Genomic DNA, 21,532 nt, shown 5'->3' with positions numbered 1-21,532 from the left:
GGAGAAATCAATCCTTGGGGCGAAGCTTTTCGACCTCAGCGTCGCCCGGCAGATAATCCGCACCCTTGCGATAGACCGAGTTCACCATCACGCCCTTGCCGTCCTTCAGCGCGGTCTTGCCGACATAGGCACCAAGCGTCGACTGGTGATCGATCTTACGGAAAGTGATCTCGCCAAACGGAGACGGCATCGACAGTCCTTCAGTCGCCGCGATCAGCTTCTCCGGATCGGTCGATTTGGCTTTCGCCAGGATCGCCGCCGCCGCCTTGATGGTCTGATAGCCGACGATCGAGCCGAGCCGCGGATAATCGTTGTACTTGGCCTGGTAGGCTTTCAGGAACTTGTCGTGGTCCGGTGTCTTGATGTCGTACCAGGGGTATCCCGTGACGATCCAACCCTCCGGCGTCTCGTCCTTGAGTGGATCGAGATACTCCGGTTCACCGGTCAGGAACGACACGACGGAGCGGTTCTTGAACAGGCCGCGGGTATTGCCCTCGCGCACGAGCTTTACCAGATCGGCGCCGAAGGTGACGTTGAGGATCGCCTCGGGGTTAGCTGCGGCAACCGCCTGTACCACCGGGCCGGCGTCGATCTTGCCTTGCGGCGGCCACTGCTCGTCGACCCACTGAATGTCCGGGCGCTTCTCCGACATCAACTTCTTGAACACCGCAACCGCCGACTGGCCGTATTCATAGTTGGGCGCAATTGTCGCCCACCGCTTGGCCGGCAGCTTTGCGGCTTCCTCCACCAGCATCGCGGCCTGCATGTAGTTGGAAGGACGCAGGCGGAACGTGTAGCGATTGCCTTTCGACCAGGTGATGGCGTCGGTCAACGGCTCCGCGGCCAGGAAGAACACTTTCTTCTGGTTGGCGAAATCAGAGACGGCGAGACCGATGTTGGAGAGGAAGGTGCCGGCCAGCATCGCAACGTTCTCGCTCGACACCAATTCGTTTGCGGCGGTCTGCGCGTCCGCCGGCTTGCCACCGTCGTCTTTGGAAATGACGACGAGTTTCTTGCCGTTGATGCCGCCAGCCGCATTGACCTCCTCCACCGCCAGCTGCCAGCCCTTGCGGTAGGGCTCGGTGAAGGCAGGCAACAGCGAATAGCTGTTGATCTCGCCGATCTTGATCTCGCTCTGCGCCATGGCCGAACCAGCCATGCCGGCGACCGCGATCGCCAATCCCGCTCCCAGCAAATGTCTCCGTCGCATCCCTACCTCCAATGTTGACTGTCATTATCTCAAGCCATCTTCGCCTTTGACTTCCGCAACCGTCAGTCCGCCGACGCGCGGCAGCGGCCTGCCGCTGTCGGTGACCGCGACCGCGACCATGATCTCATTGGCGCGCGGCGCGTCGTTGATCTGCACTTCCATGCCGTCGAAATGGCTGCGCACGAACGCCGCATCCTTATGGCCGAGCGGGATATCCAGCGTCGTTCCCGGGCCGCTGCGTTTCTTCGACGACGGGATCAGCGCCGCGCCCTTGCCCAAAACTTTCCGCACCGGCGCGCCCATCTTCGGATGCAAGATCGCTGCCGCATGCTCGAGCTCGCCGTTTTCTCCGACCGCAGCCGCCTTGCCGTAGCTGTGCGCCTTGGCGCCATCAATGCCGAGCGCCGCGACTGCCCGTTTCGACAGCAGTTCACCAAGCTCCTCGCCGATCGCGATCAGCGGTGAAAGGTCCTCCACATATTTTCCGGCAAACGGATTTTCGATCACGGCAATCGCGGCCGCGCGCCGTGTCGGCGGCGCAACTTTTTGTCCCATCTCCAGATGGGTCTCCTCGACCACTGTAACGATCTTGCGAATGATCGCGCTCATCTTACTCGCCTCGCTCCCGATCAAACATGCGCCCCGCGCTCTATCGCGCCTCGATGAAATGCTGGCGACGCTTCGGCCTTCATCCCACTTGCTCCAACCATCACGGTCTCGCCTAGTAGACGCAAGGCCGCACCTTCGATCAACCCCGCCGCAAGCAGTTGCTGTGCCCGGCTCACCCCCGCCCTTAACGCCTCCTCGATCTCACTTTCCCGGAGCAAGCCGACGTCGCGGGTCACGAGGCGCGCGCCGAGGTCGCTGTCGGGCTGCAGCTCATTGGCCGGACAGCGGAGGACGGCGGGATGACCAGGCAAGTCGACGGCATTGGCGATGATGGTGGCCGCGGCATCTGCTTGCGATGCCGTTCGCGCCAGCACGGTGACGGCGTCGGCGATCCCGAGCGAAAAGCTGCGGCCGTGCCGCCCGCTGGTGGCGATACCCCGCGCCGCATCTTCGGCTTCAATAGTGATGGTTTGCATCACACCGCGACTGTCCGGCCGGTCCATCAGTCCAACTGTGAATCCCTCGCTCTCGGTCAGATGCAACGCGATGTCGCCGCCATTATTGACGTAGGCACGATCAAGCCGCGCCGCCTCCAGCAGCGCGCCCAGAATTTCTTCCGCAACGCTGCCCGCCACCGCAGCCATCGGCGTGATGAAGTGCTCTGCCGCGAAAGGCGCCACTGCCGCATGCATGCGACGTGCAACAACGCCATTCAGCGCGCTTCGCGCGGGATCGGCGGCCTTTCGAAGTTCGATCAACTCGTCGCAGAGTTCATCGAGCAGGCCGGTAAAGCGCTGCGCGGCGGCCTCGTAAGCGGCGTGCACGTCGCCTTCACTCCCCTTCGCCTCGATAATCAGGTCGATCGGACCGTCCTGCAAATGCAGCCGCTTGCCGTCAGGAAGTAGCGCGATTTGCGGGAGCCGTTTCATGCGTGACGTCCGGGTACATAGGACATCGGGCGAAATTCGCTGTTTTCCCGCAACGACGCCAGCGGACGCACATGATCCATGTGGCCGCCGAGCGCCGCGTAATCAGACAGTTTCAACGTGAACTCGATCGGCGCCACCAGCGCCGGCGTCGGTACATAGCCAAACGCGCCGGCCGGCATCTGCGTGACATCGACCATGAAGGTGATGCCGCCGCCGGGCCAGACATAGACCGGCGCGCCGCCGCTCGTAACCCGCGTCAGCGCGTCCTTCACCGAGCGCGTCAGCCGCACCGGATTGTCGGTGACGCCGGCGCGGAGCGAACCGCCGGCACCGCCCATGAACAGCACCGTGCACAGCGCCGGTTCGCAATTTTCCTGGATGCGTTCGACCGAGAACTGCAGATCGGGCGGCATTGGCTTCTCGACCGGCCGCAGCGCCTCGTCGAGTTCGTAATAGGCGGCGTGCTCGCCGGTGGTCGAAACCATCAGCATGGTGAGCCCGGGCCGCGCCTCCTTCGGATTGAACGGTCCCAGCACCGACAGCGGATCGGAAATATTGGTGCCGCCCCACCCCGTCCCGGGATCGGCGACCTGGAAATAACGGCCGGGCGTCGAGCGCCGGCCCTTCATCTTGATCCCGGTATCGGGAATATCGAGCAACTTGCCGGCCTGGTGTTCCGAGAGGACGCCGGTGATGTGGTCGTCCACGACAACGACCTCGTCGACCTTGCCGTGCCATTGCTTGGCGAACATGCCGATCGTCGCCGAGCCGCAGCCGACCCGCATGCGCTCTTCGGCAACACCATTGACAACCGGCGGCCGGCCAGCCTGCACCACGACGGTAGCGCCGCCATCGATCGTCAGCTCCACCGGCTTGCAGTTGGAAAGTTCCATCAGCGCGTCGCAGGTAACGCGGCCCTCCTTCTTGGAACCGCCGGTCAGATGATGCACGCCGCCGAGCGACAGCATCTGCGAGCCGTACTCGCTGGTCGTCACGTGGCCGATCGCCTCGCCTTCCGCGCGGACGGTCGCCGTTTCGGGACCGAGATAGCGGTCGGTGTCGATCTTCACCTTGACGCCGCAATAGCTGAAAATGCCTTCGGTCACGACGGTGACCATGTCGACGCCATCGACTTCCGAGGACACGATGAACGGTGCAGGCTTGTAGTCGGGATAAGTCGTGCCAGCACCGATCGCCGTGACGAATACATTCGGCTCGTGAACGAGCTTGCCGTCCCAATCGCCGCCGGCCTGGAACGGCACCAGCCGTCCACCGTGCGAGACCGTTCGCTCCAGCACAATATGCGGATCGACACGCACCAGCTCGCCATTGTGGTTGGCGTAGCGATCGCAAGCGCCTGCCGCGCCCGGCTTGATGTAGCACATCACCGGACAGGCGTCGCAGCGGATCTTGTCGCCAGTGGCAACGGTCTCGTCAGTCATGAACAAGCCTGCAGTCGGGAAGGCGCCGATCATAGCCGCTTCTTCGCGGGTCCGACCATTTGTTCGTATACGAATGATGTTGCGCGCGGACGCAAACGCTGTCAAGCGGGCCCGGCCGGGAAAGGCCCGACTTGCCGCATAATACCGCATCTGCGTCGCCGTTCTGTTCATAAAGCGAGCAGCGCGCTGCAGCGCGGGATGCGCGGCTTGCACGTTTGTACACAAACGGTATCTTCCGGGAGCGTCCGGCGCGTAGTTTGCAGCGCAATGAGGGCCTAAGGGAGCATGACGCAGACAACGATGCGGCTGACCATCAACGGCAACACACACGATGTCGATGCCGCGCCCGATACCGCATTGCTCTATGTGCTGCGCAACGACCTCGCCTTGAATGGACCGAAATACGGTTGCGGGCTCGGCGAGTGCGGCGCCTGCGCCGTGCTGATCGACGGCGTCGCCGCGCGGTCCTGTGTGATCCCGATCGAAGGCTGCGCCGGGCGCGACATTGTGACGCTCGAAGGCCTCGGCACGCGCGAGCATCCCGATCCCGTGCAGCAGGCCTTCATCCATGAGCAGGCCGCGCAATGCGGCTATTGCCTCAACGGCATGATCATCGCGACGAAGGCGCTGTTGCTGCGTTCCCCTCGCCCGTCGGAGGCCGAGGTGCTGGAAGCGCTGCGTCATCATCTGTGCCGCTGCGGTGCGCATGTCGAAATCATGCGCGCGGCAATGCGCGCCGCAGGCCGTCTCGTTGAGGCGCAGACGCGATGACCGTCCTTGACACGGCCGAGAATCGCGAACGGTTGCAAGGCACGCTGTCCGTCGTTCGCCCCGCGTCACCGGTCGAGGCCGTCAAGTTCGAGACGTTTATCAAGATCACCGCCGACGGATCGGTTACCGCCTATAATGGCCACGTCGATCTCGGGACCGGCATTCGCACCGCGCTCGGGCAGATCGTCGCCGAAGAGCTCGACGTCTCCTTTGCGCGTGTCGTCGTCGTCCTTGGCGACACAACCCTCGTCCCCAATCAGGGCGCGACGATCGCAAGCGAGACGATCCAGATCACCGCAGTGCCGCTGCGCAAGGCCGCCGCCCAGGCGCGGCAGTATCTCCTCGCACGCGCAGCCGACCGGCTGGAGTTTGCGGTCGAGCACCTCGTCGTTGAAGACGGCCTCGTCCGCGGCAAGGACAATCGCAGCGTCAGCTATGGCGAACTGATTGCGGGGGAGACCATTCGCCTTGAACTCGCCGACGATGTTCCCGTGAAGGCGGTGAGCGCCTACAGCATCGTTGGCCAATCGGTCCCGCGCGTCGATCTGCCGGCGAAGGCGACCGGCGAGCTGGTCTATGTGCACGACGTGCGCGTGCCCGGCATGCTGCATGGCCGCGTCGTTCGCCCGCCCTATGCCGGCGTCGATGTCGGCGACTTCATCGGCAACAGCCTGATTGCGGTGGACGAAGCCTCTGTGCGCGACATCCCGGGGCTCGTCGCCATCGTTCGCATCGGCGACTTCGTCGGCGTCGTCGCCGAGCGCGAGGAAAATGCGATCAAGGCGGCGGCGCAGCTCAAGGTGAGCTGGAAGCCGGTGCCGACGCTGCCCGATCTGAAGGATATCGAGACCGCGCTGCGCGCCAATCCGTCGACCCCGCGCAGGCTGATTGACAAGGGCGACGTCGAGGGGGCAATTGCCGATGCCGCCAGGCCAATGCCGCGCACGTACATCTGGCCCTACCAGATGCACGCCTCGATCGGCCCATCCTGCGCGGTCGCCGATTACCAGGACGACCACACCCGAGTCTGGTCCGGCACACAGAACCCGCATCATCTGCGCACCGATCTGGCGCGATTGATCCACCGGCGCGAAGCCGAAATCGAGGTGATCCGGCTGGAAGCGGCCGGCTGCTACGGCCGCAACTGCGCCGACGACGTGTCTGCCGATGCAGTCCTGCTGTCGCGCGCCGTCGGCCGCCCCGTCCGTGTGCAGTTGACGCGCGAGCAGGAGCACGCCTGGGAACCCAAGGGCACCGCGCAATTGATGGATGTCCACGGCGGCTTGAACGCGGATGGCAGCGTTGCCGGATATGATTTTGCGACCTGCTATCCATCGAACGGCGCACCGACGCTGGCCCTGCTGCTGACCGGCGCCGTACCGCATACGCCGGCCGTATTCGAGATGGGCGATCGCACCGCGATCCCCCCGTACGATTACGAGAATCTGCGCGTGGTGGCGAACGACATGCCGCCCATCGTGCGCGCATCCTGGCTGCGCGGCGTCTCGGCGCTGCCGAACACGTTTGCGCATGAATCCTGGATCGACGAATGCGCATCTGAAGCCGGCGTCGACCCGATCGAATATCGCCTACGGTATCTGAAGGATCCGCGCGCCGTCGATCTCGTCAATGCGGTGGCCGAGCGCGCCGGCTGGAAACCGCGGCCGGTGCGCGAGGGCAAGCAGGCCGAGGGCGACATCGTGCGCGGGCGCGGCTTTGCCTATGCGCTCTATGTGCACAGCAAGTTTCCCGGCTATGGCGCAGCCTGGTCGGCATGGATCGCCGATGTCGCGGTGAACAAGGCGACCGGCGATGTCAGCGTGACGCGCGTCGTTGCAGGCCAGGACTCCGGCCTGATGATCAATCCGGATGGTGTGCGCCACCAGATCCACGGCAATGTCATTCAATCGACCAGCCGTGCGCTGATGGAGGAGGTCTCGTTCGATCGCACGTCCGTAACGGCTCGCGAATGGGGCGCCTATCCCATCATCAAATTCCCGGAGGTGCCTGAGATCGACGTGCTGATGTTGCCGCGGCAGGACCAGCCGCCGCTCGGTGTCGGAGAATCCGCCTCCGTCCCCAGCGCGGCGGCGATCGCCAACGCGATCTATGACGCGACCGGCGTGCGTTTTCGCGAATTGCCGTTCACGCCGGAACGCATCCTGCGGGGACTGCGCGGCGAGGAGCCGGCAGCAGCCGAAGTCCTGCCCTCGCCGACAACGGCGCCGCAATCCGATCTCAACCGATGGAAGAACCCATTCGCCGGACGACGCGGCGTGTTTGCGACAGCCGCAGCGCTGTGCGCCGCCGTGGTCGGCGTCGGCGCCGCGGTGTTGCCGTGGCGAGCGATCGCGCCGATCACGCGACCCGATGCCTCGGTCTATTCGGCCGCGACCATCGCCCGCGGCCAGCAACTCGCCGCGCTGGGCGACTGCGCAGTGTGCCACACCGCTGCGAATGGCGTGCTCAACGCCGGCGGACGGCCGCTGCCGACACCGTTCGGCACAATCTACTCGACCAATATCACGCCCGATGTCGAAACCGGCATCGGCGCCTGGTCCTATCCCGCCTTCGAGCGCGCGATGCGCGACGGCATTCACCGCGACGGACGGCATCTCTACCCGGCATTCCCCTATCCGCATTTCGCCAAGACGACCGATGCCGACATGCAGGCGCTCTACGCCTATCTGATGGCGCAGTCGTCGGTGCGAGCGGAGACGCCGGCCAACGCGCTGGCATTTCCGTTCAACCTTCGCCCCCTGATGGCTGGGTGGAATGCGCTGTTTCACAAGCCCGCCGTGTTCCAGCCCGATCATGCAAGATCCGAGATCTGGAATCGCGGCGCTTATCTGGTCGAAGGCCTCGGCCATTGCAGCGCCTGCCATTCGCCGCGCAACGGGCTGGGCGCCGAGAAGACGAACGCCTATCTCGCCGGGGGATTCGCGGAGGGCTGGGAAGCACCGGCGCTGACCTCCTTGTCGCAAGCGCCAATCCCGTGGAACGAGGACGAACTGTACGCCTATTTGCGGACCGGCGAATCGCGCTTTCACGGCGTCGCCGCGGGGCCAATGGCGCCGGTGGTGCGAGAACTCGCGGCGTTGCCTGATGCCGATATTCGCGCCATGGCGGTCTATCTCGCCTCGTTCAACGAGACCGCGATCGATCGCTCGGCACAGCAAGCGCTTGCCGCCAGGCTCGAAGCATCGACCGGCACGCGAACGCTTGCGGCCGCCAGCGTCGGCGCGCGCCTCTATCAGGGCGCCTGCGCGGTGTGCCACGAGGTCGGCGGCGCGCCGCTGTTCGGCAGCCGGCCGTCGCTGGCGCTGAACAGCAATCTGCACAGCGCCATGCCCGACAATCTGATCCAGGTCATCCTGCACGGCATCGCGAAACCGGCCACAACCGACCTCGGCTATATGCCGGCGTTCAGGGACAGCCTGACCGACGGCCAGGTCACCGAACTGGTCGCTTATCTGAGGCAACAATTTGCTCCTGATAAGCCGGTCTGGAAGGATATTCCTGCTGCGATTAGCCGTATCCGGCGGGAACAGGCGCGCTGAGCTGCCATGCCGCCGGCAAAACCCACTGGTTGGGCGGCCCCCGGCACGGTAGAGTTCCAGCATGGCAGTGACCGATATTGCATCCCGGACCTATAACCACGGCTGGCGGCTCGACCCGATCGTGCGCAGCCTGCTCGATACCGATTTTTACAAGCTCTTGATGCTGCAGATGATCCGGGAATTTTATCCGGAGCAGCGCGTCACCTTTTCCGTCATCAATCGCACCCGGCAGGTCCGCCTCGCCGAGATCATCGATGAGGGCGAACTGCGCGCGCAGCTCGACCACGCGCGCACCATCCGCTTCACCAAGAAGGAGCTGATCTGGCTCGCCGGTAATACGTTCTACGGCAAGACCCAGATGTTCTCGCCGGACTTCATCCACTGGCTCGCCAACTTTCGCCTGCCCGAGTACGAACTGAACAAGGTCGACGGCCAGTACGAGTTGCACTTCCACGGGCCATGGACCCACACCACCATGTGGGAAATCCCGGCGCTTGCGATCATGAACGAGCTGCGCTCGCGGCAGGCGACCAAGGGACAGGGACGCTTCGTGCTCGACGTGCTCTATGCGCGCGCCAAGGCCAAGCTGTGGTCCAAGGTCGAGCGGCTGCGCAAGCTCGAAGGCCTGCGGCTGTCGGACTTCGGCACACGCCGACGCCACGGCCATCTATGGCAGCGCTGGTGTGTCGAGGCCGTCAAGGAGGGCCTCGGCTCCTCCTTCACCGGCACCTCCAACGTGCTGCTGGCGATGGACAATGATCTCGAAGCGATCGGCACCAATGCGCATGAATTGCCGATGGTCGCGGCCGCGCTTGCCAATTCGGACGAGGAGCTGCGCTGGGCGCCCTATCGCATCCTCGATCAATGGCGCCATACTTATGGCGGCAACCTCCTGATCGCGCTGCCCGATGCCTTCGGAACCAAACCATTTCTGCGCGACGCGCCGGACTGGGTCGCCGACTGGACCGGCTTCCGCCCGGATAGCGCGCCGCCGATCACGGCCGGTGAAGACATCGTCAAGTGGTGGAAGCAGAAGGGTCGCGATCCCCGGGAGAAGCTGCTCGTATTCTCCGACGGCATGGATGTCGATTCGATCGAGGAGACCTATCGCCACTTCGCCGGACGCGTGCGCATCTCGTTCGGCTGGGGCACCAACCTCACCAATGATTTCGTCGGCTGCGCGCCTGACGGATCGGCCGATCTCGATCCGATCTCGCTGGTCTGCAAGGTGACGTCGGTCGATGGGCGGCCGGCGGTCAAGCTTTCCGACAATCCGGAGAAGGCGACCGGCACGCCGTCCGAGATCGAACGTTATTTGCGCGTGTTCGGCAATGCCGGCCGCGTCCGCACCGCCGTGCACGTCTGAACCGTCGAATACTTCCCGCCACCACTTGATCTGACGAGCCCCGCATGCCCGCACCCAAGCCGCCTGCCTTCGAAACCCTGAGCCTGCATGCCGGCCAACGGCCGGATCCCGCGACCGGCGCCCGCGCGGTTCCGATCTACCAGACCACGTCCTACGTGTTCCAGGATTCCGACCACGCGGCTGCGCTGTTCAATCTGGAACGCGCCGGGCACATCTACACGCGCATTTCCAATCCCACGACGGCCGTGCTCGAGGAGCGGCTGGCCGCGCTCGAATCCGGCGTCGGCGCGATCTGCACAGCGAGCGGCATGGCCGCGCTGCATCTGGCGATCGCAACGATCCTCAATGCCGGCGACCACATCGTCGCCTCGTCCTCGCTCTACGGCGGCACCATCAATTTGCTCGCCCACACCCTGCCGCGTTTCGGCATCACGACGACATTCGTCAAGCCGCGCGCGCTCGATGAATTCCGCGCCGCGATCAAGCCGAATACGCGGCTCGTGATCGGCGAGACCATCGGCAATCCCGGGCTCGAAGTACTCGATGTTCCGGCGGTCGCGCAGATCGCGCATGACGCCAAGATTCCGCTTCTGATCGACAACACCTTTGCAACGCCGTTCCTCAGCCGCCCGATCGAGCTCGGCGCCGATATCGTGATGAACTCCGCGACCAAATGGATCGGTGGTCACGGCATCGCGATTGGCGGCGTTATTGTCGATGGCGGCCGCTTCGACTGGCATGCGTCAGGCAAATTCCCGCAGCTCACCGAACCGTACGCCGGCTATCACGGCATCGTCTTTGACGAGCAGTTCGGCCAGGCCGCCTTCATCATGCGCGCGCGCACCGAGGGCCTGCGCGACTTCGGCGCCTGCCTGTCGCCGACCAACGCGTTTCAACTGCTGCAAGGCGTCGAGACGCTCGGCGTCCGCATGGAGCGCCACATGAGCAACACGCTCGCGGTGCTGGAGGCGCTGACCGCCAACAAGGCGGCCGAGTGGGTGCTGCATCCCGCACTCGAAAATCATCCCGACCATCAGCTCGCGAAGCGGCTGCTGCCGCGCGGCGCCGGATCGATCGTCAGTTTCGGCATCAAGGGCGGACGCGCGGCGGGCAAAAAATTCATTGAGTCGTTGCGGATGATCAGCCACCTCGCCAATGTCGGGGACGCCAAGACGCTGGTGATTCACCCCGCCAGCACCACGCATCAGCAGATGGACGCGGCTCAGCTGAAGGCCGCCGGGATCGGCGAGGAGCTGGTGCGATTGTCGGTCGGCATCGAAACCGTCTCCGACATCATCGACGATCTCGGCCAGGCGCTTCGCGCGTCGCAGAGGGTTTGAACCATGCAGCTTTCCGTCAATGGCGTTGATACCTTCGTCGCGACCGGCGGCCGTCCGTTCGATCCATTGCTGCCTACGGTGGTGATGCTGCACGGCGCCGGCTTTGATCATTCGACTTGGGCGCTGCACAGCCGCTGGTTCGCGCATCACGGCTATTCGGTGCTGGCGCCCGATCTGCCCGGCCATGGCCGTTCGGCAGGCATCCCGCTGCCGACCATCGCCGATATGGCCGACTGGACCGCGGCGCTGCTCCATGCCGCGGGCGCACCGAAGGCGAAGCTGATCGGGCATTCCATGGGTTCGCTGATCGCGCTGGAGACGTCCGCGCGGCATCCCGAGAAGGTGTCCGGCCTCAGCCTGATCGGCACCGCCGCTACGATGACGGTCGGGCCCGATCTGCTCAAAGCCGCTGAAGTCAACAACCCTGACGCCATCGATATGGTTTCGATCTGGGGCCTCGGCTTCAAGGCCGAACTCGGCGGCAGCCTTGCGCCGGGACTGTGGATGCATCAGGGCGCGCAGCGCGTGCTGCAGCAAACGCGGCCGGGCGTGCTCCACAACGATCTCAACGCCTGCAATACGTATCAAAATGCGCTCGCGGCCGCAGCCCAGGTCAAGGTGCCCGCGACCTTCATTCTCGGCGAGCGCGATATGATGACGCCGGCGAAGGGCGGCAAGGCGCTCGCGGCGGCGACGCCGAATTCGCGCACAGTCATCGTGCCAGGCGCGGGCCACATGATCATGGCCGAAGCACCCGACGAATTGCTGGCGGCGCTGCGGCAGTAGCGCCCTCTCTCCCCTCATCCCTGAGGAGCGGCGTCTTCGCCGCGAAGGATGAAGGCCACCAGCCGGGCCTCATGGTTCGAGACGTGCTTCGCGCTCCTCACCGTGAGGGTCTGACATCACTACCGCGCCGGCTTGCGCTCCACCGGGTGAATGTCGATCCCGCGCAACCTCCCCATCCGCAGCACGTCCATCGACAGCGTGCGGCCGATGCGGTCGCGGTCGAGGGCGCGGATCAAATCGTCGACGCCGTTGATCTCGGCGCCATCGAGCTTGATCACGACATCGCCCGGCAACAGGCCGGCCTTCGCGGCCGGGCTGTCCGGCTCGATCTGCGCCAGCAGCGCACCCATCTTGTTGTCGACGCCGGCGACCACCGCGTGCCGCCGCGGAATCGGCGCGGTCTGGCCGGCGACGCCGATATAGGCGCGGCGGACATAGCCGTGGCGGATGATTTCCGACAGCACGAACTGCGCGGTGTTGCTGGCGACTGCAAAGCAGATGCCCTGCGCGCCATTGATGATCGCCGTGTTGATGCCGATCACCTCCGCCGCCGACGACACCAGCGGCCCACCGGAATTGCCGGGGTTGAGCGCTGCGTCTGTCTGGATCACATCTTCGATGGTCCGCCCGCTGATCGAGCGGATCGAGCGGCCAAGCGCTGACACCACGCCGGCCGTCACTGTCGATTCGAAGCCCAGCGGATTGCCGATCGCGACCACGAGCTGGCCGCGACGCAGCGTCTTCGAATTGCCGAGCGAGGCGTAGCGCAGATCGCGCGCGCCGTCTGCCCGCAAAAGCGCAAGGTCGGTGTCGGGATCTACGCCGAGCACGTGAGCGTCCGTGACGAACCCTTCGGTATCGCGCAGGCGGATCTCTTTCGACGATCCGACCACATGGCTGTTGGTCAGCACGAGACCATCCGGCGAGATCACGATGCCCGAGCCAAGTCCGCCGCGCTCGCGCGCACTGCGCACCTTCGGCCCGGTTTCGACGCGCACGACGGCGGGACCGACGCGTTCGGTCACGTCGATTACGGCATTGGAATAGGCATCGAGCAGAACCCGGTCGTCCGGGGCAGGCTCGGCCTTTCGCGATGACAGGCGGTCATCGGCGATATCTGAGGTGAAATCCAACATGGCGAGATTCCTTCGGCCTCATCAGATGGTGGCCGGGAACTCCTCGCGCAAGGTCCCATTCAGTGCAGGGCTGGCCCGCTATGGCGCCCCTCTGAGCTTCGCCGGCCGCGCCTTGACGGGATCGAGCAGCGACCAGTCGCCATGCTCCAGCGTGTAACCCTTCGGGAACGGGGCGCGCAGCTCGAGCCCGAGCGACCGCAGCACGCGGTCATCGCGGTAGTAGCATTGCAGGACGACGCGGACGAGCGTCGCAGCCGCAACTCCGCCCGTGGCGCGGAACTCCTGCGCGACGGCATCACGTCTGGCCGTATCGAGTTCGGCCAGCGGTCTGCCGGCGAGGCGCGCCAAATGGTCCAGCGCGGCACGCACCATCGCAGTGTCGCGGCCGAACGTCGCCAGCATGTCGGCCTGGATCGCAGGATCGTCGGCGCCGGGCACCTCGTACTCGTCGCTGGCGGGAATGATCATCGCGGCGACGGTGCGGAGATCGTCGCGCTGAATTGACGTCAGTTCATTGGCTGCGGACATCGCGGTCTCAATCGAAGAGGTTGGCAAGGCGTTGCTTCATCTGGTCGGCGACGTAGAGCGCAATCGCCTGGATGGTCGAGGTCGGGTTCACGCCGCCTGACGTGACGAACACGCTGCCATCGACGATGAAGAGGTTCTTCACGTCGTGCGAGCGGCCCCATTCGTTGACCACGGAGCACGCCGGATCGGTGCCCATGCGCGCCGTGCCGAGCAGATGCCAACCTCCCCAGGGGATCGGACTATTGGTGCAGATGTCTGTGGCGCCGGCGACCTCGAGAATCTCCCGGCCGCGCGCCAGTCCATGCTCCATCATCTTCCAGCTGTTCTCGCTGATCGTGTAGTCGATCCTCGGCGCAGGGATCCCGTGACTGTCCTTCAAGACGGGATCGAGCGTGACGCGGTTGTGCTCTTCCGGGAGATCCTCGCAGATTGCGGAGACGCCTAGCCGATGGCCGTGGAGCTTGCGGAACACGCGGTGATGATCGGCGCCCCACGGCAGAATGCCTTTCTGCTCGCTCGCGACGGCCTCGAACACCGGCCCTGCGCCGCGGACGAACTGGATGCCGTAGCCGCGGACGAAGCCACGCGAGAGATCGGTGTCGTAAAATTCCTTGCTCCAGAGGCAGGTCGGCGGCGCGCGATTCGAGTCAGTCGGCTCCTTCACGTAGCCGTAGATCTGCGCATAGGGATGGAACATCAGGTTCTTGCCGACCAGACCGGATGAATTGGCCAGCCCATTCGGGAAGCGGCCGGAGACCGAGTTCAACAGCAGCCGCGGCGTGCCGACGCCGTTGCAGGCGATGATGACGACCTCGGCCGGCTGGAACTGCTCGACGCCATCCTTGTCATAGTAGACGACGCCTGAAGCCATGCCATGCTCGTCGGTCAGGATCTCGCGCACGCGGCAATTGGTCTTGAGCTCGACGCCGGCGCGGATCGCCTGCGGCCAATAGGTGATGTCGGTCGAGGCTTTGGCACCTTGCGCGCAGGCCGGCGTGCAATGGCCGAGATTTATGCAGCGCGCCCTGCCCTCGTAATCCATCGTCGCGACGGTCGTATCCGACGGCCACCAATGCCAGCCGAGCTTGTTCATGGCCTTGCCGATCAGCGGGCCGGAAAGACCGAGCGGCTGCGGCGGCATTGGCGGGTGCGTCAGCGGCGACAGCGGGTCGCCTGACAGGCCCGAGACGCCCATCATGCGGTCGTTCTCTTCGAAGAAGGGCACCAGCGTGTCATAGTCGATCGGCCAGTCATCAGCGACGCCGTCGAGCGTCTTCGCCTTGAAATCGGACGGATGCAGCCGGGGCCAATGCGCGGTGTACATCACCGTCGAGCCGCCGACGCCGTTGAAGTTCACGACCTTGATCGGCGAGTTGTCGTCGTTGATCGGGTAATCCTCCGGCCGGCCGCGGACGTTCGGGCTGGTCGACCAGTCTCCATAAAACTTCGCCTCCCAGTCGCGCCCGGTGCTCGGATATTCCGACGGCTTCATCCAGCCGCCCTGATCGAGGCAGAGGATATGCATCTTGGTTTCAGCCAGGCTCCACGCCACCGCCGCGCCGGACGCACCGGCGCCGATGATCAGGACGTCAACGGGATCGTTCATTGCGGTCGCTTCGCTCCCTGAATTAGCGTCACCTTGAAGGTGATCTGGGCTCCACGATAAGCGCAGAGGCAGTCTGCCGTAAAGCTGAGCGAGACGGGTCTGGCGGGATAAACGCGCAACCCTGCCACGCCCTCATACGGGTTTGCCCCTGGCGCAAGCCGGGATAGCCTTGCAGCAAACCATTCGCTCGGGAGCGACGCCTATTTTTGACTACGACGCCATCATCATCGGCGCGGGCATGTCGGGGCTGTACCAGCTCTGCCGGCTGCGCGAACAGCGTTTGCGGGTGCGCGTGTTCGAGGCTGGCACCGAGGTCGGCGGCACCTGGTATTGGAACCGTTATCCCGGCGCGCGCTTCGATTCGGAGAGCTATTCCTATGGCTACTCGTTTTCGAAGGAGTTGCTGGAGGAATGGGAGTGGTCGGAGCATTTTGCCGGCCAGCCGGAGACGCTGCGCTATCTCAACTACGTTGCCGACAAGTTCGATTTGCGCCGCGATATCCAGTTTCGAAGCCGGGTGACAGCGGCCGTATACGAGGAAGATACGCGGAGCTGGACCATCACGCTCGAGGACGGCAGCCGCTTCAGCACGCGATTCCTGATCACCGCGATCGGACCGCTGTCGACGCCGACGCTGCCGCGGATCGAGGGACGCGACGATTTCCAGGGCGCATCCTTTCACACCGCGCGATGGCCGAAAGAGCCGGTGGATTTCACCGGCAAGCGCGTCGCCGTGATCGGCACCGGCGCCACCGGCGTGCAGACCATTCAGACCATTGCCGGGCAAGTCGGCCATCTCACGGTTTTCCAGCGCACGCCGAACTGGTGCGCGCCGCTGCACAACGGCAGGATCGATGCCGAAACGCAGCGTAAGATCAAAGCCGGCTATCCCGAAATCTTCAAGCGTTGCCAGGAGACATTCGCTTGCTTCCTGCATACGCCGGACCCGCGCGGCGCGTTCGAGGTGTCGGACGAGGAGCGCGAGGCATTCTATGAAAAGCTCTATGGCGAGCGCGGCTTCGGCATCTGGCAGGGCAATTTTCGCGATATCCTGATCGACCGCAAGGCCAACGTCACGATCTCCGATTTCGTCGCACGAAAAATTCGCCAGCGCGTGAAGAACCAGGCGGTGGCTGAGAAGCTGATTCCGAAGAACCATGGCTTTGGCACCCGCAGGCTGCCGCTCGAGACCTTCTATTACGAGGTCTATAACCAGGACAACGTCGAGCTGGTCGATATCAACGAGACGCCGATCGAACGGATCACGCCCGCCGGCATCAAGACCAGTGCGACGGAATACGAATTCGACATCATCATCTACGCGACCGGCTTCGATGCCATCACCGGCAGTTTCGACAAGATCGATTTCCGCGGCGCCGGCGCCGCGCGGCTGAAGGACAAATGGAAGCGAGGACCCGAGACCTATCTCGGCATCATGGTGCATGAATTTCCGAACATGCTGATGCTGATGGGGCCGCACACTGCGCTCGGTAACATTCCGCGTAGCATCGAGTATAGCGTCGACTGGGTCACCGGGCTGATCATGTTTGCGATGGAAAAGGGGCTGACGCGGCTGGAAGCGACGCCGGAGGGCGTGAAATCGTGGACCGATCACGTCAAGGCGCTCGGCGAGGGATTGCTGTCCAACGAGATCAACTCCTGGATGACGGGCATCAATTCCAACGTCGAAGGCAAGCAGACCCGTATCGTGGCCCGCTACAGCGGCAGCGCGCCGGCCTACCGTGCCAGGTGCGATGAGGTGGCGGCGAAGGGGTATGATGAGTTGAGGCTGGGGTAGCATACGGTGCCGCTCCTCCCTCTTCCGTTTGCGGGTCGCTTGCGGGGGAGGGCCGGGGTGGGGGTATCTCCGCATCACGTGCGCACCGAATGGATAGAGCTTCCCCCGCCCCCCGCGCGCTGCGCGCGCGTCGGCCTCCCCCGCGCGCGGGAGAGGCTTTCGAGGACGCGGCTGCTGTCGTGCGAGCATAAATTTGCATTCTCGCGGCGCATTGCGTCCGAGGTTTGCTCTCAACTTCCCACCCTCTTGTTCAGAGGGCGCAGGGAAGACCGGGTGCGCGCCGCACCCGCGGTCTCGTGTGCAAAGTGCGCAAAAGAACACGCACACGAGCATACAGGTACAGCGGGAGCATCCCGGCCTTCCCTGCGCAGTGGCTTTACGGCTTACTTCGAGCTCTCCCCGGCGAACGGCTTTCTTGCCACCGTCGCTGCGTAGGGCGTGACCCCTTGCGCAACTTGATGCCAGCACCGCGACATCAGGACCACACGACTTCGCCGTACGCTTCCTGCGCGTACGTCTTGCGCATTCAGCGTCCACCGCATCTCACCGCACGTTCGTGACGATGGCCAACGTCCCTCCATCGGGTGAGACGGGTGGAGTTATGCGCGTGATTTGGGTGAGAACGAAAGCGGATTATTTTTGATTCCGGGGCTTGACGTGATTTCGGAAAATCAGAAGTGATTTGCCCGTCGAGCAGTCACATACGAGATCACATATGTCAGTCCCCGTAGGATGGGCAAAGCCAACGGGTCGCGCGAATGCGCGCCCGATGACAGGCTCCGCGTGCCCACCATCGCGAAATGCGCTCGAGGACGGATGGTGGGCACGGCGCTATCGCGCCTTTGCCCAGCCTGCGGATTTGCCCGTCGTCCCGGCCAAGCAAAGCGCGAGCCGGGACCCATACGCCGCGGCCGTCATTGTTGAGCGCGGGGGTCAACGTCCGTCTTTGGCGACGCAACCCTGTGGTTATGGGTCCCTGCTTTCGCAGGGACGACGGTGTACTACCACGCATCAATGCACGGCCGCTTCTTTGTCGCGCGCGCTTCCGGCTTCGGCACCGAGCGCAGGCCCGACATGATCCAGTGCCGCGTGTCGGCGGGATCGATCACTTCGTCGATTTCCAGCACCGACGCGATCGAGACCGCCTTGCCGTTGGCATAGAGCTCGGCGACTTTGGCCTTGTAATAGTCTTCGCGCTCGACCGGGTCTTCGATTGCTTCCATTTCCTTGCGGAAGCCGAGGCGGACATAGCCTTCCAAGCCCATGCCGCCGAATTCGCCGGTCGGCCAGGCCACCGTGAAGAAGGAGGCGTGAAAGCCGCCGCCGATCATCGATTGCGCCCCTAAGCCGTAGCCCTTGCGCAGGACGATGCCGAACAGCGGCACGGTGAGACTCGCGCCGGTCACGAACATCCGCGCGACATGGCGCACGATCGCAGTCTTTTCGGCTTCAGGGCCGACCATGAAGCCCGGCGTGTCGCAGAGCGATAAGATGGGAATGTCGAAGGCATCGCACAGCTGCATGAAGCGCGCGGCCTTGTCGCCGGCGGGCGCATCGATCGCGCCGCCGAGATGTTTTGGGTTGTTGGCGATCAGGCCGAACGGCTTTCCTTCGATGCGGATAAAGGCGGTGATCATGCCGACGCCAAAGTCGCGTCGGACTTCCAGCACCGAGCCTTCGTCAGCCATGAGATCGATGACGTTGCGGATATCATAGACGCGCAGGCGGTTTTCCGGGATTGCCCGGCGCAGCAGGCGCTGGTCCGGCGCTTTCCAGTCGGCAACCGCACCCTGGAAGTAGGAGAGATATTTCTGTGCCGCGATCGTCGCTTCCGCCTCATCCTCGACCAGAATGTCGATCACGCCGTTCGGCGACTGGAACGATACCGGACCCACCTCGGCCGGGTGATAGATGCCGAGCCCGCCACCCTCGATCATAGCAGGTCCCCCCATGCCGATCGAGGCGTTCTTCGTCGCGATGATCACGTCGCAGCAGCCGAGCATCGCGGCGTTGCCGGCGAAGCAATAGCCGGAGACGACGCCGATCACCGGCACCAATCCTGAGAGCTTGGCGAACTGCACAAAGGACGGCCCGTCGAGCCCGGTCATGCCGAGCCGATCGGTATCGCCGGGCCGGCCGCCGCCGCCCTCGGCATAGAACACCAGCGGCAGCCGCCATTGCTCGGCAAGGCCCAGCATGCGGTCGATCTTCTTGTGGTTCATATGGCCTTGGGTGCCGGCGAGCACGGTGTAGTCGTAGGCGATCACCATGCAGCGGGCGGCATCCGCGCCGAATTTTTTCGCGTTCACCGTCGCGACGCCCGAGATCAGGCCGTCGGCCGGCGTGTTGCGAATGAGGTCGTCGACCGTGCGCCGCCTTCGCTGGGCGGCGATGGCGAGCGAACCATATTCGACGAACGATCCCTCATCGACGAGGTGCGCGATATTCTCGCGCGCGGTGCGCTGGTTGGTCTTGCGCCGCCGCTCGACCGAGGCCGGGCGGTTTTCGTCGAGCGTGATGGCGTGACGCTCGATCAATTCGGCCAGATCGGGACGGATGTGGTCGAGATCGACATCCTCTTCCTCGGCGATATCATGGGCGTCGATTTCGGCAGGCTCCAGATAGAGAATCGGCTCGTCCTGCATCAGCGTGACGCCGGCTTCGGCCGCGATCTGCGTCACCCGGCCGCCATGCGGCGCCGTGACCAGATGCTCCATCTTCATGGATTCGAGCACCGCAATCTGCTGACCGGAGCGAACAAGGTCTCCTTCCTCAACGTCTATCGCGACGATCGTGCCTTGCAGCGGCGCTGGCACCGCGACCGAACCCGCTGGGCCGGTTGCAGATGCCGCGACCGCGATCGCGAGCGTCTCGTCATCGGCAGCGCTGCCGGATTCGACCAGTTCCGTCTCCGCCGTCGTATTGGTTTCGCCAACCAGATCGGCGACATGCTTGTCAATAAAACCGGTGCTGAGGCGGTTCTCGACAAAATCCGGATGCGCCAGAATCGCTGCGAGGAACGGGACGTTGGTGGCAACGCCACCGATCCGGAACTCACGTAGCGTCCGCGAGGCCTTGTGCACCACGTCGGTCCAGTTACCGCCCGGCGAATGCACAATGACTTTGGCGAGCAGCGAATCAAAGGCGGCGCTGGTCCGGTAGCCCGAATAGCCAAAGGTGTCGACACGCACACCGGGGCCGGACGGCAAGTCAAACACGGCCAGCGTGCCGCCCGTCGGTCTGGTCGCGCCGGTCTCGTGCATCACCTCCATGTTGACGCGGAGCTGCATCGCAAAACCACGCGGCCGGGGGATATAGCCCTGGGCGAGGCCGAGGGAACCGAGCGTGGCGCCGGCCGCGACCGCGAGCTGCGACTGCACGAGATCGAGGCCGAGCACTTCCTCGGTGACGGTATGCTCGACCTGCAGCCGCGGATTGGCCTCGATGAAGGCGAACGCCTTGTCGCTGCTCCTGGCGTCGTTATCGACGAGGAATTCGAAGGTGCCGAGATTGTCGTAGTTCGCGGCCGCCGCAAGATCCTTGGCGGCGTCGATGATGCGCGTGCGCAAGGCATCGTTCAGCGACGGGCTTGGCGCGACCTCGATGAGCTTCTGGTTGCGGCGCTGGATCGTGCATTCGCGCTCCCACAGATGGCTGATTGCGCCGTGGTGGTCGCAGATGACCTGCACCTCGATATGGCGGGCATTGCGAATCAGGCGCTCGACATAGACGCCGTCGCTGCCGAAGGCCGCCATCGCCTCGGACTGGCAGCGCGCATAGGTCTCCTCCAGCCGGCCCACGTCATCGACGGTGCGCATGCCGCGGCCGCCGCCGCCGGCGATGGCCTTGATCATGATGGCACCGCCCGTGCCCAAGGATTCAAGGAAGGCTTCGGCCTCATCGAGGCTGGTTGCCCCGCCGGTGCCCTCGATGACCGGCACGCCGCATTTTTTTGCCAGGGCCTTGGCCTGCGCCTTGTCGCCGAACAGATCGAGCGCTTCCGGCGACGGGCCGACGAAGACGATGCTTTCCTCGATGCAGCGCCGGGCGAGCGCGGCGTTCTCGCTGAGGAAGCCGTAGCCGGGATGCACGGCGTCGCATCCGGTTGCCTTGGCGGCTGATATAACGGCCTCGATGTCGAGATAGGCCCGCGCGCCGCGTCCGGGGATTTCATGCGCGGCATCGGCGGCGCGGACATGCAGCGATTGCGCATCGTCGGCGGAATGGATCGCGACGGTAGCGAGCCCGGCGTCCCCCGCGGCGCGCGCGATGCGGATGGCGATCTCGCCGCGGTTAGCGATCAGCAATTTATTGAAGGACATGAACGGTTCCGTCTGGACATCAGCGCGAAATGATGCGGCGATCGGCTCACCTCGCCCCGCTTGCTTCCGATACCCCAATCAGCAGCGCGATGCGGCTACCGGCAGTTTCTTGTTTACTCGACATGAACC

General features: G+C 64.3%; 14 protein-coding genes. 6 read left to right on the top strand and 8 right to left on the bottom strand.

Annotated elements, in window-relative coordinates; all coding sequences use genetic code 11:
* Nucleotides 1–7 precede the first annotated feature (7 nt).
* From HCN58_RS02635 to HCN58_RS02620, 4 genes are read right to left on the bottom strand one after another with little or no spacing between them, the layout of a single operon-like run.
* Entirely contained in the window at nt 8–1,210 is a 1,203-nt protein-coding gene (locus HCN58_RS02635; protein ID WP_171577795.1) for an ABC transporter substrate-binding protein, read from the bottom strand.
* 24 nt (nt 1,211–1,234) lie between these two features.
* A complete protein-coding gene (locus HCN58_RS02630; protein ID WP_171577794.1) occupies nt 1,235–1,819 on the bottom strand; it encodes an amino acid synthesis family protein in 585 nt (194 codons plus the stop codon).
* A 20-nt stretch (nt 1,820–1,839) separates the two neighbouring features.
* Nucleotides 1,840–2,748: a UPF0280 family protein gene (locus tag HCN58_RS02625; protein WP_171577793.1), complete on the bottom strand. Its 909-nt coding sequence runs from the start codon at nt 2,746–2,748 to the stop codon at nt 1,840–1,842.
* Nucleotides 2,745–4,190, bottom strand: a complete 1,446-nt coding sequence (locus tag HCN58_RS02620) for a 6-hydroxynicotinate reductase (protein WP_171577792.1) — start codon at nt 4,188–4,190, stop codon at nt 2,745–2,747. The genes HCN58_RS02625 and HCN58_RS02620 overlap by 4 nt, the downstream gene beginning before the upstream one ends.
* A gap of 285 nt (nt 4,191–4,475) precedes the next feature.
* Between HCN58_RS02620 and HCN58_RS02615 the strand changes: the two genes are divergently transcribed.
* The 5 genes from HCN58_RS02615 (at nt 4,476) to HCN58_RS02595 (ending at nt 12,013) form a co-directional block, all read left to right on the top strand.
* Nucleotides 4,476–4,961, top strand: coding sequence for a (2Fe-2S)-binding protein (locus HCN58_RS02615; RefSeq protein ID WP_171577791.1), 486 nt, complete (start codon nt 4,476–4,478; stop codon nt 4,959–4,961).
* On the top strand, nt 4,958–8,521 hold the full coding sequence (locus tag HCN58_RS02610) for a molybdopterin cofactor-binding domain-containing protein (RefSeq protein ID WP_171577790.1): 3,564 nt from the start codon (nt 4,958–4,960) through the stop codon (nt 8,519–8,521). The genes HCN58_RS02615 and HCN58_RS02610 overlap by 4 nt, the downstream gene beginning before the upstream one ends.
* A gap of 61 nt (nt 8,522–8,582) precedes the next feature.
* Nucleotides 8,583–9,887, top strand: coding sequence for a nicotinate phosphoribosyltransferase (gene pncB, locus HCN58_RS02605; RefSeq protein WP_171577789.1), 1,305 nt, complete (start codon nt 8,583–8,585; stop codon nt 9,885–9,887).
* A gap of 44 nt (nt 9,888–9,931) precedes the next feature.
* Nucleotides 9,932–11,227 (top strand): O-acetylhomoserine aminocarboxypropyltransferase, encoded by a 1,296-nt coding sequence (locus tag HCN58_RS02600; protein WP_171577788.1) that lies wholly within the window; start codon nt 9,932–9,934, stop codon nt 11,225–11,227.
* Nucleotides 11,228–11,230: 3 nt separating this feature from the next.
* Nucleotides 11,231–12,013 carry an alpha/beta fold hydrolase gene (locus tag HCN58_RS02595; RefSeq protein ID WP_171577787.1) on the top strand — a complete coding sequence of 261 codons (783 nt, stop codon included), beginning with the start codon at nt 11,231–11,233 and terminating at the stop codon, nt 12,011–12,013.
* A 119-nt stretch (nt 12,014–12,132) separates the two neighbouring features.
* On the opposite strand, the gene HCN58_RS02590 is transcribed toward HCN58_RS02595, so the two are convergent.
* From HCN58_RS02590 to HCN58_RS02580, 3 genes are all read right to left on the bottom strand, one after another.
* Nucleotides 12,133–13,149 carry a S1C family serine protease gene (locus HCN58_RS02590; protein ID WP_171577786.1) on the bottom strand — a complete coding sequence of 339 codons (1,017 nt, stop codon included), beginning with the start codon at nt 13,147–13,149 and terminating at the stop codon, nt 12,133–12,135.
* A gap of 78 nt (nt 13,150–13,227) precedes the next feature.
* On the bottom strand, nt 13,228–13,677 hold the full coding sequence (locus tag HCN58_RS02585; RefSeq protein WP_171577785.1) for a gluconate 2-dehydrogenase subunit 3 family protein: 450 nt from the start codon (nt 13,675–13,677) through the stop codon (nt 13,228–13,230).
* A gap of 7 nt (nt 13,678–13,684) precedes the next feature.
* A complete protein-coding gene (locus HCN58_RS02580; RefSeq protein ID WP_171577784.1) occupies nt 13,685–15,283 on the bottom strand; it encodes a GMC family oxidoreductase in 1,599 nt (532 codons plus the stop codon).
* Nucleotides 15,284–15,452: 169 nt separating this feature from the next.
* On the opposite strand from HCN58_RS02580, the gene HCN58_RS02575 reads away from it, so the two are divergent.
* Nucleotides 15,453–17,081 carry a flavin-containing monooxygenase gene (locus HCN58_RS02575; protein WP_235983308.1) on the top strand — a complete coding sequence of 543 codons (1,629 nt, stop codon included), beginning with the start codon at nt 15,453–15,455 and terminating at the stop codon, nt 17,079–17,081.
* Nucleotides 17,082–18,082: 1,001 nt separating this feature from the next.
* Here the strand turns inward: HCN58_RS02575 and HCN58_RS02570 are convergent.
* On the bottom strand, nt 18,083–21,403 hold the full coding sequence (locus HCN58_RS02570; protein ID WP_171577783.1) for a carboxyl transferase domain-containing protein: 3,321 nt from the start codon (nt 21,401–21,403) through the stop codon (nt 18,083–18,085).
* Nucleotides 21,404–21,532: the final 129 nt, after the last annotated feature.

The organism is Bradyrhizobium australiense, from assembly GCF_013114825.1.
GTDB classification, from domain to species: domain Bacteria; phylum Pseudomonadota; class Alphaproteobacteria; order Rhizobiales; family Xanthobacteraceae; genus Bradyrhizobium; species Bradyrhizobium australiense.
This window is presented reverse-complemented; position numbering and strand designations above follow the sequence as displayed.